This window comes from Streptomyces sp. NBC_00057 (assembly GCF_045041165.1).
GTDB lineage: Bacteria > Actinomycetota > Actinomycetes > Streptomycetales > Streptomycetaceae > Streptomyces.
This window is the reverse complement of sequence record NZ_CP108256.1, coordinates 5,914,425-5,932,308: the sequence shown is the minus strand read 5'-3', so window position 1 is coordinate 5,932,308 and position 17,884 is coordinate 5,914,425. Positions and strand designations below refer to the sequence as shown.

14 protein-coding genes, 1 tRNA gene and 2 pseudogenes are annotated in these 17,884 nt (G+C 68.8%); 10 read left to right on the top strand and 7 right to left on the bottom strand.

The window, feature by feature from the left end; translation table 11 throughout:
- The first annotated feature begins 310 nt into the window (after positions 1 to 310).
- From OG953_RS27955 to OG953_RS27940, 4 genes are read left to right on the top strand one after another with little or no spacing between them, the layout of a single operon-like run.
- On the top strand, positions 311 to 1,759 hold the full coding sequence (locus tag OG953_RS27955; protein ID WP_405687698.1) for a pyridoxal phosphate-dependent decarboxylase family protein: 1,449 nt from the start codon (positions 311 to 313) through the stop codon (positions 1,757 to 1,759).
- Complete coding sequence (locus tag OG953_RS27950; RefSeq protein ID WP_405687697.1) at positions 1,743 to 3,020, top strand: lysine N(6)-hydroxylase/L-ornithine N(5)-oxygenase family protein; 1,278 nt, start codon at positions 1,743 to 1,745, stop codon at positions 3,018 to 3,020. Before OG953_RS27955 ends, OG953_RS27950 begins: the two co-directional genes overlap by 17 nt.
- Positions 3,017 to 3,562 (top strand): GNAT family N-acetyltransferase, encoded by a 546-nt coding sequence (locus tag OG953_RS27945; protein ID WP_405687695.1) that lies wholly within the window; start codon positions 3,017 to 3,019, stop codon positions 3,560 to 3,562. The genes OG953_RS27950 and OG953_RS27945 overlap by 4 nt, the downstream gene beginning before the upstream one ends.
- A complete protein-coding gene (locus tag OG953_RS27940) occupies positions 3,562 to 5,340 on the top strand; it encodes an IucA/IucC family protein (RefSeq protein WP_405687694.1) in 1,779 nt (592 codons plus the stop codon). The genes OG953_RS27945 and OG953_RS27940 overlap by 1 nt, the downstream gene beginning before the upstream one ends.
- Positions 5,341 to 5,426: 86 nt before the next feature.
- Here OG953_RS27940 and OG953_RS27935 read toward each other — a convergent pair whose 3' ends face one another.
- Complete coding sequence (locus OG953_RS27935) at positions 5,427 to 7,061, bottom strand: beta-N-acetylhexosaminidase (RefSeq protein ID WP_405687693.1); 1,635 nt, start codon at positions 7,059 to 7,061, stop codon at positions 5,427 to 5,429.
- Positions 7,062 to 7,392: 331 nt separating this feature from the next.
- On the opposite strand from OG953_RS27935, the gene OG953_RS27930 reads away from it, so the two are divergent.
- Together OG953_RS27930 and glmS are read left to right on the top strand one after the other, a co-directional pair.
- Positions 7,393 to 7,668 carry a hypothetical protein gene (locus OG953_RS27930; protein ID WP_114244647.1) on the top strand — a complete coding sequence of 92 codons (276 nt, stop codon included), beginning with the start codon at positions 7,393 to 7,395 and terminating at the stop codon, positions 7,666 to 7,668.
- Between the two features lie 43 nt (positions 7,669 to 7,711).
- Entirely contained in the window at positions 7,712 to 9,541 is a 1,830-nt protein-coding gene (glmS, locus tag OG953_RS27925; protein WP_405687691.1) for a glutamine--fructose-6-phosphate transaminase (isomerizing), read from the top strand.
- 122 nt (positions 9,542 to 9,663) lie between these two features.
- Here glmS and OG953_RS27920 read toward each other — a convergent pair whose 3' ends face one another.
- On the bottom strand, positions 9,664 to 10,236 hold the full coding sequence (locus OG953_RS27920) for an acetate uptake transporter (protein ID WP_405687690.1): 573 nt from the start codon (positions 10,234 to 10,236) through the stop codon (positions 9,664 to 9,666).
- A 186-nt stretch (positions 10,237 to 10,422) separates the two neighbouring features.
- Positions 10,423 to 10,944 carry a universal stress protein gene (locus tag OG953_RS27915; protein WP_405687689.1) on the bottom strand — a complete coding sequence of 174 codons (522 nt, stop codon included), beginning with the start codon at positions 10,942 to 10,944 and terminating at the stop codon, positions 10,423 to 10,425.
- Between the two features lie 939 nt (positions 10,945 to 11,883).
- Between OG953_RS27915 and OG953_RS27910 the strand changes: the two genes are divergently transcribed.
- From OG953_RS27910 to OG953_RS27900, 3 genes are all read left to right on the top strand, one after another.
- Complete coding sequence (locus OG953_RS27910; protein WP_405687688.1) at positions 11,884 to 13,119, top strand: helix-turn-helix domain-containing protein; 1,236 nt, start codon at positions 11,884 to 11,886, stop codon at positions 13,117 to 13,119.
- Positions 13,120 to 13,128: 9 nt separating this feature from the next.
- Positions 13,129 to 13,731: an oligoribonuclease gene (orn, locus tag OG953_RS27905; protein WP_405687687.1), complete on the top strand. Its 603-nt coding sequence runs from the start codon at positions 13,129 to 13,131 to the stop codon at positions 13,729 to 13,731.
- A gap of 126 nt (positions 13,732 to 13,857) precedes the next feature.
- Positions 13,858 to 13,930, top strand: a tRNA-His gene (locus tag OG953_RS27900).
- Between the two features lie 79 nt (positions 13,931 to 14,009).
- Here OG953_RS27900 and OG953_RS27895 read toward each other — a convergent pair.
- Positions 14,010 to 14,688 (bottom strand): annotated as a pseudogene (locus tag OG953_RS27895) (substrate-binding domain-containing protein); the annotation flags it as partial.
- Positions 14,689 to 14,770: 82 nt separating this feature from the next.
- Positions 14,771 to 15,379 (bottom strand): annotated as a pseudogene (locus OG953_RS27890) (carbohydrate ABC transporter permease); the annotation flags it as partial.
- A gap of 113 nt (positions 15,380 to 15,492) precedes the next feature.
- Between OG953_RS27890 and OG953_RS27885 the strand changes: the two are divergent.
- Positions 15,493 to 16,242 carry a hypothetical protein gene (locus OG953_RS27885; protein WP_405687685.1) on the top strand — a complete coding sequence of 250 codons (750 nt, stop codon included), beginning with the start codon at positions 15,493 to 15,495 and terminating at the stop codon, positions 16,240 to 16,242.
- Between the two features lie 71 nt (positions 16,243 to 16,313).
- Here OG953_RS27885 and OG953_RS27880 read toward each other — a convergent pair whose 3' ends face one another.
- Entirely contained in the window at positions 16,314 to 17,240 is a 927-nt protein-coding gene (locus OG953_RS27880) for a spermidine synthase (protein WP_405692104.1), read from the bottom strand.
- Between the two features lie 110 nt (positions 17,241 to 17,350).
- Positions 17,351 to 17,800: a hypothetical protein gene (locus OG953_RS27875; RefSeq protein ID WP_405687684.1), complete on the bottom strand. Its 450-nt coding sequence runs from the start codon at positions 17,798 to 17,800 to the stop codon at positions 17,351 to 17,353.
- Positions 17,801 to 17,884 lie beyond the last annotated feature (84 nt).

Below are 17,884 nucleotides of genomic sequence, written 5' to 3'. Positions count from 1 at the left end.
GGCGGCCGATTCCGGCTTCACGTCGCGGGATGAGCGAGGAGCAACTGCGCGAGGCGGCGGCCACCGCGGACGCGCAGCCGGAACGCGACGGGGGTGCGGGCCGCGCGCCGCACACCCGGAACTCCCCAACCACAGGCCGGAAGCGGCCACCCCGTACGCGTAAATCGGACAACCTCTGCGCCCCTCGGGGGCGAGGAATAACTCGATGCAGAAGTTAGGTTAGGCTAACCTAACTTCTGCATCGGGCCCTCGCCCCCTCCTTCTGCTCTGAGGGCCGATGAAGTTTCCCCGCATCCGGGAGGACCCCTTCATGCGTTCGCACCTGCTCAACGACACGACCGCGGAGCATTACCGGCGCTCCGTGACCGCAGGAGTCGAACGGGTCGCAGCCAAACTCGCCGCCACAGACCGGCCGTTCACCGGAATCTCCGTCGACGAGCTCACTCCCGTCGTTGACGCGATCGATCTGGACCGGCCGCTGTGCGATGCGTCCGCCGCCCTCGACGAGCTCGACAGCGTCTATCTCCGTGATGCCGTCTACTTCCATCACCCCCGCTACCTGGGCCACCTCAACTGCCCAGTCGTCATCCCCGCCGTCCTCGGCGAAGCCGTGCTCTCGGCCGTCAACTCCTCCCTGGACACCTGGGACCAGAGCGCCGGCGGCACCCTGATCGAGCGCCGCCTGATCGGCTGGACCGCGGCCCGGATCGGCCTCGGACCGGCCGCGGACGGCATCTTCACCAGCGGCGGTACGCAGTCCAATCTGCAGGCCCTGCTGCTCGCCCGGGAAGAGGCCAAGACGTCGCCGCAGCACTTCACCCGGCTGCGCATCTTCACCTCCGCATGCAGCCACTTCAGTGTCCAGAAGTCGGCGAAACTCCTCGGTCTGGGACCGGACTCGGTCATCGCCGTCCCCGTCGACCACAACAAGCGCATGCAGACCGTGGCGCTGGCCCGCGCCCTGGAGCAGTGCGTCGCCGAAGGCGACGTACCGATGGCCGTCGTCGCCACCGCGGGCACCACCGACTTCGGTTCCATCGACCCGCTGCCCGAAATCGCCGCGCTCTGCCGGCAGTTCTCCGCCTGGCTGCATGTCGACGCCGCGTACGGCTGCGGGCTGCTGGCCTCCCGTGAGCGCCGCCACCTCCTCGACGGCATCGAGCACGCCGACTCGGTCACCGTGGACTACCACAAGTCCTTCTTCCAGCCGGTGAGTTCCTCGGCCGTGCTGGTCCGGGACCGGGCGACGCTGCGCCACGCCACGTACCACGCCGAGTACCTCAACCCGCAGCGAATGGCCGCCGAACGCATCCCCAACCAGGTGGACAAGTCGCTGCAGACCACCCGCAGATTCGACGCCCTGAAACTGTGGATGACGCTGCGTGTCATGGGCGCCGACGGCATCGGCGAGCTCTTCGACGAGGTCTGCGACCTGGCCGCCGAGGGCTGGCGCCTGCTCGCCGCCGACCCGCGGTTCGACGTCGTCGTCGAGCCCCAGCTGTCCACGCTGGTGTTCCGCTACATCCCGTCCGGCGTCACCGCGCCCACCGAGATCGACCGGGCCAATCTCCATGCCCGCAAGGCGCTCTTCGCCTCCGGCGAGGCCGTAGTCGCCGGTACGAAGGCCGGCGGCCGCCAGTACCTGAAGTTCACCCTGCTCAACCCCGAAACGACCGCGCAGGACATCGCCGCGGTACTCGACCTGATCTCCGGCCACGCCGAGCAGTACCTGGGAGACTCCCTTGACCGCGCTTCCTGAACCCCATGACTTCATCGGTATCGGGCTCGGCCCGTTCAATCTCGGGCTCGCCTGTCTGACCGAGCCGATCGACGAGCTGAACGGGGTGTTCCTGGAGTCCAAGCCGGACTTCGAATGGCACTCCGGGATGTTCCTCCAAGGCGCCCATCTCCAGACGCCGTTCATGTCGGACCTGGTCACGATGGCCGACCCGACCTCTCCGTACTCCTTCCTGAACTATCTGAAGGAACGCGGGCGGCTGTACTCCTTCTACATCCGGGAGAACTTCTACCCGCTGCGGACCGAGTACAACGACTACTGCCGCTGGGCCGCCGCCGAACTGACCAGCATCCGCTTCGACGCCACCGTCGAGTCGGTCACGTACGACGAAGGAACCGCGCTCTACACCGTCCGCACCGCCACCGGCAGCGCCTTCCGGGCCCCGCGGCTCGTGCTCGGCACCGGCACTCCCCCGTACGTCCCGGATGCCTGCCAGGGTCTGGGCGGCGATTATCTGCACAACTCCCTTTACATGGAAGGGAAAATGGCTCTCCAGACGAAGGAGTCCATCACCCTTGTCGGCAGTGGGCAGAGCGCGGCCGAGATCTATTACGACCTGCTCTCCGAGATCGATGTGCACGGCTACCGGCTGAACTGGGTGACGCGCTCGCCGCGCTTCTTCCCACTGGAGTACACCAAGCTGACGCTGGAGATGACCTCCCCGGAGTACATCGACTACTTCCACGCGCTGCCCGAGGAGACCCGCTACCGGCTGGAGTCCGGTCAGAAGGGCCTCTTCAAGGGCATCGACGGAGAGCTGATCGACGCGATCTTCGATCTGCTCTACCAGAAGAACCTGCCCGGTCCCGTCCCGACCCGTCTCCTCACCAACTGCTCGCTGAACAGCGCGAGCTACGAGGAGAGCAGTGGTACGTACACGCTTGCCCTGCACCAGGAGGAGCAGGGCAAGGACTACACCCTCACCACCGAGGGTCTGATCCTCGCCACCGGCTACCGCTACCGCCCACCCGCGTTCCTCGAGGACATCCACGACCGGCTGCGCCGGGACGGCCGCGGCCGCTTCGACGTGGCCCGCAACTACTCCATCGACACCACCGGACACGGCGTCTTCCTGCAGAACGCGGGCACGCACACCCACTCGATCACCTCACCCGACCTGGGCATGGGCGCCTACCGCAACGCGTACATCATCGGCGAACTGCTCGGCCGTGAGTACTACCCGGTCGAGAAGTCCATAGCCTTCCAGGAGTTCGCCGTATGACCACCGACCTCGGCACCTTCACCACCCGCCCGCTGGACCCCCTCGCCGACGCCGAACTGGTGCACGGCTGGGCCACCCACCCCAAGGCCTCCTTCTGGCTGATGGGCGACGCGAAACTCCAGGACGTCGAGCGGGAATACATGGCGATCGCCGCCCACCCGCACCACGACGCCTTCATCGGGCTGCACGACGGGGAGCCCGCCTTCCTGATGGAGCGGTACGACCCCACCGAGGTCGAGCTCAAGGGGCTGTACGACGCCGAGCCCGGCGACACCGGGATGCACTTCCTGGTCGCCCCGACCGACACCCCGCTGCACGGCTTCACGCTCGGTGTGATCACCGCCGTGATGGAGGCGATGTTCGCCGACCCGTCCGTACGCCGGGTCGTCGTCGAACCCGACGTACGCAACAGCGCGGTGCACGCCCTCAACAAGGCGGTCGGCTTCGAAGTGCTGGGCGAGATAGCCAAGCCGGAGAAGAACGCCCTGCTCAGCGCCTGCACACGGGAACAGTTCGCCGCAGCGACCGGGGGTGGCGTCTGATGTCCCCCGTCATCGACAGCGTCGCCCATCTCGCCCCTGAACGCTGGGCCACCGCCAACCGACTGCTGCTCCGCAAGGCGCTCGCCGAGTTCAGCCACGAACGGCTGCTGACCCCCGCACCGCTCGGCGACGACCGCTACTCGGTGCGCAGCGACGACGCGGCGACCGAGTACCGCTTCACCGCACGGATCTACGCACTCGACCACTGGCAGGTCGAGGCCGACTCGATCACCCGCCACCGAAACGGCTCCGAACTGCCGCTGGACGCAGGCGAGTTCTTCGTCGAGCTGAGCTCCACGCTCGGCCTCTCGGCGGAGATCCTCCCGGTCTACCTGGAGGAGATCTCCTCCACTCTGGCCGGCACCGCGTACAAGCTGACCAAGCCGCCCGTCACCTCCGCCGAGCTGGTCCGTGCCGGGTTCCAGGCGATCGAGACCGGCATGACCGAGGGCCACCCCTGCTTCGTCGCCAACAACGGGCGGCTCGGCTTCGGTGTGGACGAGTACCGGGCGTTCGCCCCCGAGGCGGCAGCCGGGATCCGTCTGGTCTGGCTCGCCGCCCGCCGCGACCGCGCCACCTTCACCGCGGGCACCGGCCTCGACTACGGGACGCTGATCGCGGGCGAGCTGGGCGAGGAGACCCTCACCCGGTTCGCGGCCACGATGACCGGCCTCGGGCTCGACCTGGACGACTACCTGCTGATCCCCGTCCACCCCTGGCAGTGGTGGAACAAGCTGGCCGTCACCTTCGCCGGGGAGCTCGCACAGCACCATCTGGTCTGCCTGGGCGAAGGCGACGACGCGTACCTGGCACAGCAGTCCATCCGTACCTTCTTCAACACCGGCAATCCGGACCGCCATTACGTCAAAACGGCGCTGTCCGTCCTCAACATGGGCTTCATGCGCGGGCTCTCCGCCGCGTACATGGAGGCCACCCCCGCGATCAACGACTGGCTCGCCGAGCTGATCGAGCGCGACGAGCTGCTGCGCGAGGCCCGCTTCTCGATCATCCGGGAGCGGGCGGCCATCGGCTACCACCACCGGACGTACGAGGCGGCCACCGCCAAGGGCTCCCCGTACCTGAAAATGCTCGCCGCGCTGTGGCGGGAGAGCCCGGTCCCCGGCCTGGCCCCCGGCGAACGGGTCGCGACCATGGCCTCGCTGCTCCACACCGACCACGAGGGCAACTCCGTCGCCGGTGCGCTGATCGCCGAGTCGGGGCTGGACCCCGCAGTGTGGCTGCGCCACTACCTGGACGCGTACCTGGTGCCGGTGCTGCACAGCTTCTACGCGTACGACCTGGTGTTCATGCCGCACGGCGAGAACGTCATCCTGGTCGTCGAGGACGGGGTCGTACGGCGCACGGTCTTCAAGGACATCGCCGAGGAGATCGCGGTCATGAACCCGGACGCGGTGCTGCCGCCGAAGGTCGAGCGGATCCGCGCCGAGGTTCCCGAGGACATGAAACTGCTCTCGGTCCTCACCGATGTCTTCGACTGCTTCCTGCGCTTCCTGGGCGGGGGGCTGGCGAGCGAGGGCCTAATCGACGAGGAGGCGTTCTGGCGGACGGTCGCCCAATGCGTCAGCGGATATCAGGCGTCAGTGCCGTATCTCGCCGAGAAGTTCAAGCAGTACGACATGTTCGCGCAGGAGTTCGCACTGTCCTGCCTGAACCGGCTGCAGCTGCGGAACAACAAGCAGATGGTCGATCTGACCGATCCGTCGGGGGCACTGCAGCTGATCGGCACGCTGAAGAACCCGATCGCCGGACAGGCATGAAACCGGGCCCGTCCGGCGACTGAGGACATCTGCCGAGCCCGTCCGGCGATCGAGAACACAACGGTCGCCGGACGGCCCCGGTCACCTCACCGGTCGGCCCAGGGAACCTGCGGCGCCCGGTAGTAGTTGACGCCGAGCGCCGAGAGCCTCGGCCCCTGGGCACCCAGCCGCACCTTGTACGTGTCCCAGTCGTGCGTGGACGCGGGTGACCATCCCAGCTCCGCCACCCCGGGCAGCCTGGGGAACGCCATCTGTTCGATCTCGTCGCTGTTGGTCAGGGTCTCCGACCAGAGCGGCGCCTCGACACCGAGGATCGAACCCTCCGGGGCACCGTCCAGGTACATCGCCGGGTTCCAGTCGTACGAGCGCTGGACGGAGACGTAACCGGCCCAGGCCAGGCCCAGCTTGGTGTCCTTGTCGTACTTCATGTCGAGGTAGCTCCGGTCGGCCGGGGACAGCACCAGCTTCGTGCCGTTCACGGCGGCGTCCGCCACCTGCTTGCGCTCGGCCGCGCCCGTCCGGTCGTAACCCCAGTACTGGGCGACCGCGCCCTTCACCGGCGTGCCCCCGGTCAGCTGGTGCCAGCCGATCACGGTCTTGCCGTACTTGCCGACGATGGCCTGTGCCTTGTCCATGAAGGCCACATAGTCCTCGTGGCTGGTGGAGTGCGCCTCGTCGCCGCCGATGTGGAGGTACTTGCCGGGGGTGAGCGCGGCCAGCTCACGGACCACGTCGTCCACGAAGTCGTACGTGACGGCCTTCGGAACGCAGAGCGAGCTGAAGCCGACATTGGTGCCGGTGTAGAGCGGCGGCGCGACGCCGTTGCAGTTCAGCTCCGCGTACGAGGCGAGGGCCGCGTTGGTGTGGCCGGGCAGGTCGATCTCCGGCACGACCTCCAGATAGCGGGAGGAGGCGTACCGCACGATCTCCTTGTAGTCGCTCTTCGTGTAGTAGCCGCCGACTCCCCCGCCCACCTCCGTCTGCCCGCCGTACGTGGCGAGCCGCGGCCAGGAGTCGATGGCGATCCGCCAGCCCTGGTCGTCGGAGAGATGCAGATGGAGCTTGTTCATCTTGTAGAGGGCGAGCTGGTCGATGTAGCGCTTGACCTCGCCGACGGAGAAGAAGTGCCGGGAGACGTCCAGCATCGCGCTCCGGTACGCATAGCGCGGCGCGTCCTTGACCGTGCCTCCCGCGACCTTCCACGGGCCCTTCTGGCGGCTGTTCTTCTCCACGTCGGCCGGGAGCAGCTGACGCAGCGTCTGGACCCCGTGGAAGAGCCCTGCCGGGCCACGCGCCGTGATCGTGACGGAGCCGCGGCTCGACTTCAGGGTGTAGCCCTCGGCACCCGACGCGCTGTCGTGGGAGTCGAGCCGGAGCCGGATACCGTCGCCGCCGCGACCGGTGACCGGCAGGGCGTAACCGGTGGACGGGCGCAGCACGCCCGCCAGATAGTCGCCGATCTTCCGGGCCTCGCGGGAGCCGTCCTCGACGCGGATCCTGGTGTCCGCGGTGATGGTGTACGGAGAGCCGCCGGGCTTCGCCTCGGCGGGGGCAGGCACTATCTGCCCGAGCGGACGGGGCGAGGCGGCAGTGGCCGGGCCGCTGCCGGCCGCCTGTCCTCCCGGCGCAGCGCCGACACTGGAGATGCCGGCCGCTGTGACGAGCAGCAGCGAGCCGAGAAGACGGGGAAGGGCGGTGCGCTGTGTCCTGTGCAGTCTCACAAGCCGGGTCCCTTTCGACGGGTTCACACCTGGGGATCTCCTGAGCAACCAACCATCACCATGCGTATCGCCTGTCCCACGCACGGTCAAGGTGTAGACCACTTCCCCGTTATGGGGCTGAGAGAATCTGCCCCATGGCGGAAATAGTCCAGCGCGACGGAACGTGGACCTTCGACGGCGAGACAGTGCGGATCGTGCCCGGCCGGCTGAGCGCGTCCCCATCCCCTCCCTGACCGCCTCCAGGTCCGCACGAGAGCGCAATCACACCCACTCCTGCCCGATATCGGGCAGAATTGTTGCGTAAGCGCCCCGTCCACCGCAATATCGACGAGTGCTCGAACGCCGCTCGTCGCATGACGACCTCATTGATCACCTGGTGCGCAGCACCGCGCTCCAGCGCGGTGAAGCCGCCCGGGTGGTTCTCGACGTGCTGGCGTACTTCGACGAGACGACCGACGACTTCGTCCGCCGCCGCCACCGCGAACTGCAGTCCGGCGGCCTGGTGAACACGGAGATCTTCGAGCGGATCGCGGCCGAGCTGCCGCACCGGGCGGTCGCGCCGCCGGAGCTCTCGCTCCGCCAGCTGCGCCGCATCGTCTACGGCTGAGCAACGGGCACCACAGGTACATCGATGGAGGGGCAGAGACTTTATGTGCGGAATCGTCGGATACATCGGGAAGCGTGATGTGGCTCCGCTGCTGCTGGAAGGGCTGCAGCGGCTGGAGTACCGGGGTTACGACTCCGCGGGCATCGTCATCACCGGCAAGGCGTCGGCCGGGAAGCCCGCCGCCCTGAAGATGGTCAAGGCGAAGGGCCGGGTCCGCGAGCTCGAGGCCCGCGTTCCCAAGCGTTTCACCGGCACCACCGGTATCGCTCACACCCGCTGGGCCACCCACGGCGCCCCGAGCGACGAGAACGCGCACCCCCACCTGGACGCCGACAACAAGGTCGCCGTCGTCCACAACGGCATCATCGACAACGCCTCCGAGCTCCGTGCGAAGCTCGTCGCCGACGGTGTCGTCTTCCTCTCCGAGACCGACACCGAGGTGCTGGTCCACCTGATCGCCCGCGCCCAGGCGGTGACCCTGGAGGAGAAGGTCCGCGAGGCGCTGCGGTCGGTCGAGGGCACGTACGGCATCGCCGTCATGCACGCCGACTTCAACGACCGCATCGTGGTAGCCCGCAACGGCTCCCCGGTCGTACTCGGCATCGGCGAGAAGGAGATGTTCGTCGCCTCCGACGTCGCCGCGCTGGTGGCCCACACCCGCCAGGTCGTCACCCTCGACGACGGTGAGATGGCCACCCTCAAGGCCGACGACTTCCGTACGTACACGACGGAGGGCTCGTCCACGACGGCCACGCCGACCACCGTGGAGTGGGAGGCCGAGTCGTACGACATGGGCGGCCACGACACGTACATGCACAAGGAGATCTCCGAGCAGGCGGACGCCGTCGACCGGGTGCTCCGCGGCCGGATCGACGACCGTTTCTCCACCGTGCACCTCGGCGGTCTCAACCTGGACGCCCGCGAGGCTCGCGGGGTCCGCCGGATCAAGATCCTGGGCTGCGGGACCTCGTACCACGCGGGCCAGATCGGCGCCCAGCTGATCGAGGAGCTGGCCCGTATCCCCGCGGACGCCGAGCCCGCCTCCGAGTTCCGTTACCGCAACCCGGTCGTCGACCCCGACACCCTGTACGTCGCGGTCTCCCAGTCCGGTGAGACGTACGACGTGCTGGCCGCCGTCCAGGAGCTCAAGCGCAAGGGCGCCCGGGTGCTCGGTGTGGTCAACGTGGTGGGTTCGGCAATCGCCCGGGAGGCCGACGGGGGTACGTACGTCCACGCCGGCCCCGAGGTCTGTGTCGTCTCCACCAAGTGCTTCACGAACACGGTCGTCGCGTTCGCGCTGCTCGCCCTGCACCTGGGCCGGATCCGGGATCTGTCGGTCGCCGACGGCAAGCGGATCATCGAGGGGCTGCGCAGGCTGCCCGCCCAGATCAGCGAGATCCTGGCGAACGAGGACGAGATCAAGAAGCTGGCGGCGGAGTATGCGGACGCCAAGTCGATGATGTTCATCGGCCGGGTGCGCGGCTACCCCGTCGCCCGTGAGGCCTCGCTGAAGCTCAAGGAGGTCTCGTACATCCACGCGGAGGCGTACCCCGCCTCCGAGCTGAAGCACGGGCCGCTGGCGCTGATCGAGCCCTCGATGCCGACGGTCGCGATCGTGCCGGACGACGATCTGCTGGAGAAGAACCGCGCCGCGATGGAGGAGATCAAGGCCCGCAGCGGCCGCATCCTCGCCGTCGCGCACCAGGTGCAGGAGAAGGCCGACCACACCATCGTCGTACCGAAGAACGAGAACGAACTGGACCCGATCCTGATGGGCATCCCGCTCCAGCTCTTCGCGTACCACACGGCGCTGGCCATGGGCCGTGACATCGACAAGCCGCGCAACCTGGCGAAGTCCGTCACCGTCGAGTAGGCATCCCCGCACGGGCTGTGCCCGGAGCAGAGCGGCCCCGTACCCACCGCCACCGCGGGTACGGGGCCGCTCCCGTCGGGGCCGGCGCCTCTTCCCCTTGCCGCATCGGCCCGGTCACTGCCTCAGCCGGTGGCCGTCACCCGTCGGCCGGCAGCACGCCCCGGCAGCGCCGTGGGCCAGTCGGCCAGCGCCGCCGTCGCCCCGTACCAGGCGGCGAGACCGGACACCGCGGCGAGCCAGCCGCCCGCCTTGGCCAGGCTCCCGCTGTCCGCGAACTGCCCGACGCCCAGGAGCAGAAGCGCCAGGAACAGCAGTGCGTATGTCCCCTGGGCGAGCAGACCGCCACCGGCCGCGCCGAGGGTCAGACTGAGCGCGAACAGGGCCCAGAGCAGCAGGAACAGCCCTGCCGCATGGCTGGAGACATGCGCGTCGGCGCCGGTGCCCCAGGTGAACCAGAAGGCGCCGAGTCCGGCGAAGGCCGTGCCGGTGAAGCTGTTTCCCGCGCGGAACTCCAGGAGTCCGGCGACGAACAGGGCGATACCGCCGACATACAGCGCGAGCGAGACGGCGTCGGCCGCCGTCACACCGTCCACGACTGCGGTGTGACCGATACCGAACGCCAACAGGGTGAGTCCCAGGGCGAGATGGCCGAGGGTAGAGGTGCTGGTGCTTCCCGCAGAGACGTCATTGTCCACGGCGGGCTCCCTTCACATGCAGTGGTCCTGCTTCCCAGTGACCCTTATGTACCCTTCACAAGCGCACAATCCACCCCTACGCATCGGTAGACTGCCGGTTTCCACAGGCGAGTTGACGCCACGTCCACTGCGGGGTCCGGAACCGGTGACGGGGGTGACGGCAGAGGCGTCCGGGACGGGGAACGCTCAGGGGATGACGACGACCGGGCGCTGTGCGCGCCGCGCGAGGCGCCCCGCCACCGAGCCGAAGATGCGGCCGACGATGCCGTGCGTGGAGCCGACGACGATGGCGTCGGCCGAGTACTCCCGGCCGACCTCCTCCAGCTCGTGACAGATGTCCCCGCCGCGCTCGACGAGCACCCAGGGAACCTCGGAGAGGTAGTCCGCGCAGGCGAGCTCCAGGCCGAGCACCTCGGTGCGGTGGTCGGGCACATCGACGAAGACGGGCGGCTCGCAGCCTGCCCAGACGGTGGTCGGCAGCCGATTGGCGACATGCACGATGATCAGGCCGGAACCCGATCTTCGGGCCATGCCGATGGCGTATGCGAGGGCGCGCTCACTGGACGTCGAGCCGTCGAAGCCGACCACGACCCCATGCCGGAAGGCGGGGTCGCAGGAATGACGTGTTTCTTCGACCGCCTGCGGGTCCGACCTGGGGTCGGTCACCTGCTTGCGGTCGGCGGGTTCGGGGATTTCGTGACCGGCCATCGGTGTCTCGGCGAAGAGAGTCCTCGTGAGGAGAGCGACTTGGGGAAGATGCGTCAGCGGGCGGTGTTGCGGTGTCCGGGAATCATCTTCCCAACCCCTTACCCCCAAGGGTACGGCGCCACTCCTCCACTGCCCAGACCCGCACATAGCGCGTGCGACGTTTCACGGAGCATGCCCGAGGCGGACCCGTATGGCAATGCCGGTTGCGCTGTACATCGACGCCGGCGGGCCGAAACGCCTCCCCTCGGTGACCGGGCGGACCCTATCCGTCACCCACTCCACAGCGCACCGGGACCGCCGCACCCCCGGCGTGGATCACCACTCCGCCGTCGAGCGCCGCGCCGGCGGTCCACTCCCAGGAATCACACCGCGCCGACCCCGGCACGTCCGCCCCGCGCGGAGCTCTCCGACCGGCGGCGGACCGATATCGGCCCGCCGGTCGGGATCCCGCTGTCCGCCGGTGCCGCCGCGTCATTCCGTACGATCGGCCGTCCGACCTGCCGAGGGGGCGCAAGGAAGTGGCCACCCATCGTGGTTGTGCGCCGGTCGACTGACTGAATCACATACGCACAACCGACTATTTTCAGCCAACTTCACACCCCTGTCGCTTCCTTGCCGAATTGGCCGATCAACCCCCTTGCCACCAGGCAGGAAGAGACCGCGCGGTACGCTTCCACCCGACGGGGACGGGCCATGAACGCGAGGCGCACTTCCCTGCACGGCCGCTGGATGAAACCCTTCGTGATCGAATGCTTCCCGCCAAGTTGCCTTGTCGACATAACGCCGGTTGGTGAACTTGTCACGCCGGCACCACGGGACGCAGTAGATTCGATCTTGAGTATCGAAGACGGGGACTCGTGCAGGACCGAGGGGAAAAGTGCAGGAGCGACAGGCCCGTAAGGACCAGGAAGACGCGAACACCGAGGGGGGCTTAGCGTCATGAGCCAGGACTCCGCCGCCGCAACGGAGGCTGTACGGAAGCTCAGTGGGCGACGACGACGAGAAGTCGTCGCCGTACTGCTGTTCAGCGGCGGCCCCATCTTCGAGAGCTCGATCCCGCTCTCCGTGTTCGGAATCGACCGCCAGGACGCGGGAGTTCCGCGCTACCGACTCCTCGTCTGCGGCGGGGAAGAGGGGCCGCTGCGGACCACCGGAGGACTCGAACTGACCGCGCCCTACGGGCTGGAGGCGATCAGCAGGGCAGGCACCGTCGTGGTGCCCGCCTGGCGTTCGATCACCTCGCCGCCCCCCGCGGAGGCGCTGGACGCGCTACGCCGCGCCCACGAGGAAGGGGCCCGCATCGTCGGGCTGTGCACCGGCGCGTTCGTGCTCGCCGCCGCCGGTCTGCTGGACGGCCGCCCGGCGACCACGCACTGGATGTACGCACCGACGCTGGCCAAGCGCTATCCGTCGGTGCATGTCGATCCTCGTGAGCTCTTCGTCGACGACGGCGATGTGCTCACCTCCGCCGGGACAGCAGCCGGGATCGATCTCTGTCTGCACATTGTCCGCACGGACCACGGCACGGAAGCCGCCGGGGCACTGGCCCGCCGGCTCGTCGTGCCGCCGCGGCGCAGTGGCGGCCAGGAGCGCTACCTCGACAGGTCTTTACCTGAGGAGATCGGCTCCGACCCGCTCGCCGAGGTCGTGGCCTGGGCGCTGGAGCATCTCCACGAGCAGTTCGACGTGGAGACGCTGGCTGCGCGCGCCTACATGAGCAGGCGGACCTTTGACCGGAGGTTCCGCTCGCTCACCGGCAGCGCACCGCTCCAGTGGCTGATCACCCAGCGGGTGCTGCAGGCGCAGCGGCTGCTGGAGACGTCCGAGTACTCGGTCGACGAGGTCGCGGGCCGCTGCGGCTTCCGCTCGCCGGTCGCGCTGCGCGGACACTTCCGGCGCCAGCTGGGCTCCTCCCCCGCCGCATACCGGGCCGCATACCGGGCCCGCCGTCCGCAGGGCGGTGGCGCGGAGGCCCTCGCCCCGGCGATCGAGCCGATCGTGCCCGCGCAGGGCACCTCGGCGGGCCGGCGTGCCACGGCTGCGGCCACCCCACCGGGTCCGCATGCCGTCACGTCGGCGACGGTCGGGGCGGGGCAGCCGGAGCACGGGAAACCGGGCCCCGACGCGTACTCCACCGGGCGCCCGCCCCTGCCGGGTCAACGGAGTGCGCCGTAGGGTGGGGCCATGAACGATCGCATGGTGTGGATCGACTGCGAGATGACCGGGCTCTCGTTGACGGAAGACGCACTCATCGAGGTGGCCGCACTGGTCACCGACTCGGAGCTGAACGTGCTCGGCGAAGGGGTGGACATCGTGATCCGCCCACCGGACGCGGCACTGGAGACGATGCCCGAGGTGGTGCGCCAGATGCACACCGCCTCGGGTCTCCTCGACGAGCTGGCCCAGGGCACCACCCTGGCCGACGCCGAGGCCCAGGTGCTGGCCTATGTCCGCGAACATGTGAAGGAGCCCGGCAAGGCCCCGCTCTGCGGGAACTCGGTCTCCACCGACCGCGGCTTCCTGGCGCGGGACATGTCGGCCCTGGAGGGCTACCTCCACTACCGGATCGTCGACGTGTCCTCGGTCAAGGAGCTGGCGCGCCGCTGGTACCCGAGGGCGTACTTCAACAGTCCGGAGAAGAACGGCAACCACCGGGCGCTCGCGGACATCCGTGACTCCATCACGGAGCTGCGCTACTACCGCGAGGCGATCTTCGTGCCGCAGCCCGGGCCGGACTCGGAGCGCGCCAAGGCGATCGCGGCACGTGTCGCGCCGCCCACGCCGTAGGACGTTGCGAAGCCGCTGGTCATGGACCTTTCGGGGGCCGGGATCAGCGGCTGAACAACTAGGGCGCGAGCACCCTCTCGGACCCTGTACACTTTTTCTCGGCCGGTCAGAAAAAGACCGGGCATGGTGGGTATAGCTCAGATGGTAGAGCACCTGGTTGTGGTCCAGGATGTCGCGGGTTCGAGTCCCGTTACTCACCCTGAAGAGAAGGGCCCCGGTCAATGACCGGGGCCCTTCTCGTACCTGAGCCACCCTCACCGGCGACTGTGTGACGGTCGTCACGAGGAGTCACGGACGAGTTCCGTGGGGAGCACGATCTGCGGACGCTCCTGGTTCTCGCCCGCGATCTCCTGGAGCAGTACGCGGGCCATCGTGCGGGCCATCTCCTCGACCGGCTGGCGCACGCTGGTGAGCGCCGGGTCCATGTGACGGGCCACGGCCGAGTCGTCGAAGCCGATGAGAGCCACATCGTCCGGGATGCGCCGGCCGGCCTCACGCAGCACCTGGCGGGCCCCTGCGGCATGACGTCGGAGGCGGCGAAGCCCGCGTCGACGTCGGGGCGGCGGGCGAGCAGGTCGCGCATGGCCTGTGCGCCGCCTTCCTCGGTGAAGTCTGCGGGGGCGATCAGCTGCTCGTCCGGTCCGGGACCGGCCGCGGAGACCGCCTTGCGGTAGCCGTCGAGGCGGCGCCGGGCACCGTAGACATCAAGGCGCCCGGTGATCGTGGCGATGGAGCGGCGGCCCCGGGAGATCAGATGGCCGACGGCTGCGCGGGTTGTCGGAGTCGACCGCGGCGAGCGGTTCCGAGGCGGATCTGCGGCCGCTCATCACGGCCGGCATGCCGAGCTGCTCCAGCAGGTCCGGGAGCGGGTCGTCGGCGTGGACGGAGACCCAGCAGCACTCCGTCCACGCCGTGTGCGGTCGGATACTGGGCCAGCCGCCGGCGCTCGCGGTCGCTGGAGGTTGAGGGTGACCGAGGTCTGTGCGGTAGCGGGGACGACCACTACCACCGCTACCGCGACGACGTGGCGCTGCCACCGCTTGACGGCGCCGGACATGATCACTCCGACGATCTGCTTGCCGAAGATCACGAAGACCACGAGCAGCGGCAATGTGCTGATCAGCGCACCGGCCATCACGATGCTCTGGTCGGGGGTGTAGGAGGCGCTCAGCCGGCCGAGGGCCACCTGGAGCGTGGGGTTCTGCTGATTGAGGGCGAGGTAGGGCCAGAAGAAGTCGTTCCACGCCTGTACGAAGGTGAGCATCCCCAGCACCATCATCGCGGGGCGGGCCACCGGGAGCACCACGCTCCGCACGATGCGGAAGTTGTTCGCGCCGTCGACCTTGGCAGCCTCGATGAGTTCGTAGGGCAGTGCCTCGGTCAGGTACTGCCGCATGAAGAACACACCGAACGCGCTCACCAGGGTCGGGAAGATCACCGACTCCAGCTTTCCGCCCCAGCCGATGTCGGACATCATCATGAACAGCGGGACGACGCTGAGCTGCGGCGGGATCGTAAGCGTGGCGATGACCGCGGTCATCGGTCCGCCGCGGCTCCTGAAGCCCATCTTGGCGAACGCGTAACCGGCCAGGGTGCAGAAGAAGAGCGTCGCCGCCGTGATGCAGCCGGAGACGATGACGCTGTTGACGGTGACCACATAGGTTCACCGTGTCCGGAATCCGTCTGCCCGGCTCTGCGGGGACGGAGCCAGTGCTGCGATCATCATGACGAAGGCGGAAGGCGCGGCCGAGGGGGAACAGAATGATTTCTGAGCCGGAGTTGGCGGGGGAGTTCGGTGGGGTTGAAACCCGCGAGGTGATGGGCGACTTCGACCGGGAGTTCGTTGGGGAACGTCGGCCGCGAAGGCCGTGGCTGTGGGCGCTGGGCGGGGCGGTAATGGCGTCGGCCCTCTGGGCGGCGGCGCTGTTCCTGTATGAAGTAGGCGATCGGAAGCCGGACATGCATGGGTACCAGCTGGGCCAAGACCCTTGCCCATCTTTACAGCTGAAGTCGATCGGCACGGCGATCGCACCGCGAGAGTCCACCACCAAGGTCGAATCAGGGCTGTTGAACCATGCTGTCCTCGACCAGATCCAGTGCTTCATTCCTCTTCGGTCCCGGGCCGGGGCGGAGCGGCCCGGGAACGGCTGGTCCATCGAATACACCGTCGGAATCACGGTGGCACTGCACAAGAAGACCGACCCCGGCGCCGAATTCGAGGCGCGGCGAGGGGTGACCGATCTCGGCGTTGATCCTGAAGCGAAGCTGGAGACGGTTCCGGAACTTGGTGACAAGGCGTATCTGCTGACCCGGGATGACGGTAACTCGGAGCTGCGGGTGCTGGAGGGCGGAGCGGTCCTCACGCTGAGTCTCTCCGCCTTCACGGTGCACCAGAGCGACGACCGCAGCGAAGACGAGGCCGGTGACGGGCCGGACATCCCTGACCTGTCCCCGTACCAATCGGCCATGATCAGCGACATGCGTGACCTGATGTCAAGCCTCAAGCAGTGAGCTTGAGATTCAACCTCCGCGAACATCGACCGGCGTGTCACCGGACCCGGCGAACATTCATGGTCACCGCACTAGCCGAACGCCGACGGCGGTGGCGCCGGTGAAGGCCTGGCGTCCGCGTCGCTCACCGCCGCCGCGCCGCCGGTGAAGTCGGCGAGCGCCCGCCCGTGTTCGACGCGTCCGGGGTGCGGGTCGGTCGCGACCCGGCGGGTCAGCTCCGCGACCTTCAGCGGCAGATCCGAGGCGAGCAGCACGGCGTTGCCGAAGCGACGGCCGCGCCACACGGTCGGGTCGGCGGCGAGCGCCAGTTCGGGGAAGACCGTGCCCGCGGTGGCGATCTGGCCGCGCAGATGGGTCAGCGGCGGGCCGTCCGCGAGGTTGGCCACGTAACTCCCGCCGGGCTTCAGGACCCGGCGCACCTCGGCGAGGAACTCGGTGCTGGTGAGGTGCGCGGGGGTACGGGCCCCGCTGAAGACATCGGCGATGACGAGATCCGCCCAGCCGTCCTGGATCTTCCCGAGCCCGGCGCGGGCATCGGTGGCCCGGACCCGGATCCTGGCCTGTGGGTCCAGCGGCAGCTCCCGGCGGACCAGTTGGACGAGCGCGGCGTCCACCTCGACGATCTGCTGGGTGGATCGGGGCCGGGTCGCGGCGATGTAGCGGGCGAGCGTGAAGGCGCCGCCGCCCAGGTGCACCACGTGCAGGGGCTGCCCAGGGGGTGCGACGAGGTCGGCGATGTGGCCGATCCTGCGCTGGTACTCGAAGGACAGATACGTGGGGTCGTCGAGGTCCACATGGGACTGGGGGGCTCCGTCGAGCGTCAGCGTCCAGGCATGCGGACGCTCCCGGTCGGGCACCAGCTCGGCGAGACCGCCGTCCACCGGTTCGGCGAGGGGTTCCGTCCTGCGCCCGGTCCCGCGTTCGGTCCTGCCGTCGGCCTTGCGGTCGGACCGCTTACGGGCGCCCGCACCGCCGCTCGACGCTCCTCGACGTGCCACTGCTGCTCGTGCCTGCTCACTGCTCATCGCTCCGGGCCGGTACGGAACCGGCCGTGCCGGGGAAACCCGGCCACCGGCCCATTATGGGCGCGCGGGCGGGGAGCCTGCAGTCAGCGGCAGTTGTCGGCCGCCTCGATCAGCCGGGCCGCCTGGTCGAGAGCGGCCCGCAGCACGGCCGGGTCGGTGACCGGGGCGTCCCCCTCGGGCGGCAGCAGCCAGCCGCTGCCGGTGACGGGCGGCTCGGTGGGGATGCGCAGCCCGCGGCCGTCGGTCCGCGTACAGGCGCTGCCCGGTACGTCCCATGCCTCGGCGGTCCCCGGGGGAACCAGGAATCCGAGGGTGTCGCAGGGGCCGTCGTGCAGGACCGGGCCGACGGCTTCCTGGTCGGCGCCCCGACGCAGGATGTCCACGGCCTCCAGTCCCTGGCGTGCCGGGACTGTCACCAGGTCGCAGGGTGCGGCGCCGCGGTCCTCCGTGGGCGCGGTGGGCACCGTGGCACCCGTTGCGGCCGTGGTCGTCGCAGTCGTCCGCGAGCCGGTCTCCGTGCCGATGTGCAACAAGGGACCTCTCCTCTCATCGCCGGGCGGAGCCGGATTCCGTCTCCACGTGGACCAACGCGCCGACGGCGTCAAGGGCTACGGTGC

Bases quoted from the DNA above. Each gene is read 5' to 3' on its own strand.
- OG953_RS27955 (WP_405687698.1), top strand. From the start codon at position 311: ATGCGTTCGCACCTGCTCAACGACACGACCGCGGAGCATTACCGGCGC.
- OG953_RS27945 (WP_405687695.1), top strand. From the start codon at position 3,017: ATGACCACCGACCTCGGCACCTTCACCACCCGCCCGCTGGACCCCCTC.
- OG953_RS27940 (WP_405687694.1), top strand. From the start codon at position 3,562: ATGTCCCCCGTCATCGACAGCGTCGCCCATCTCGCCCCTGAACGCTGG.
- glmS (WP_405687691.1), top strand. From the start codon at position 7,712: ATGTGCGGAATCGTCGGATACATCGGGAAGCGTGATGTGGCTCCGCTG.
- OG953_RS27915 (WP_405687689.1), bottom strand. From the start codon at position 10,944: ATGGCCGGTCACGAAATCCCCGAACCCGCCGACCGCAAGCAGGTGACC.
- OG953_RS27910 (WP_405687688.1), top strand. From the start codon at position 11,884: ATGAGCCAGGACTCCGCCGCCGCAACGGAGGCTGTACGGAAGCTCAGT.
- orn (WP_405687687.1), top strand. From the start codon at position 13,129: ATGAACGATCGCATGGTGTGGATCGACTGCGAGATGACCGGGCTCTCG.
- OG953_RS27885 (WP_405687685.1), top strand. From the start codon at position 15,493: ATGATTTCTGAGCCGGAGTTGGCGGGGGAGTTCGGTGGGGTTGAAACC.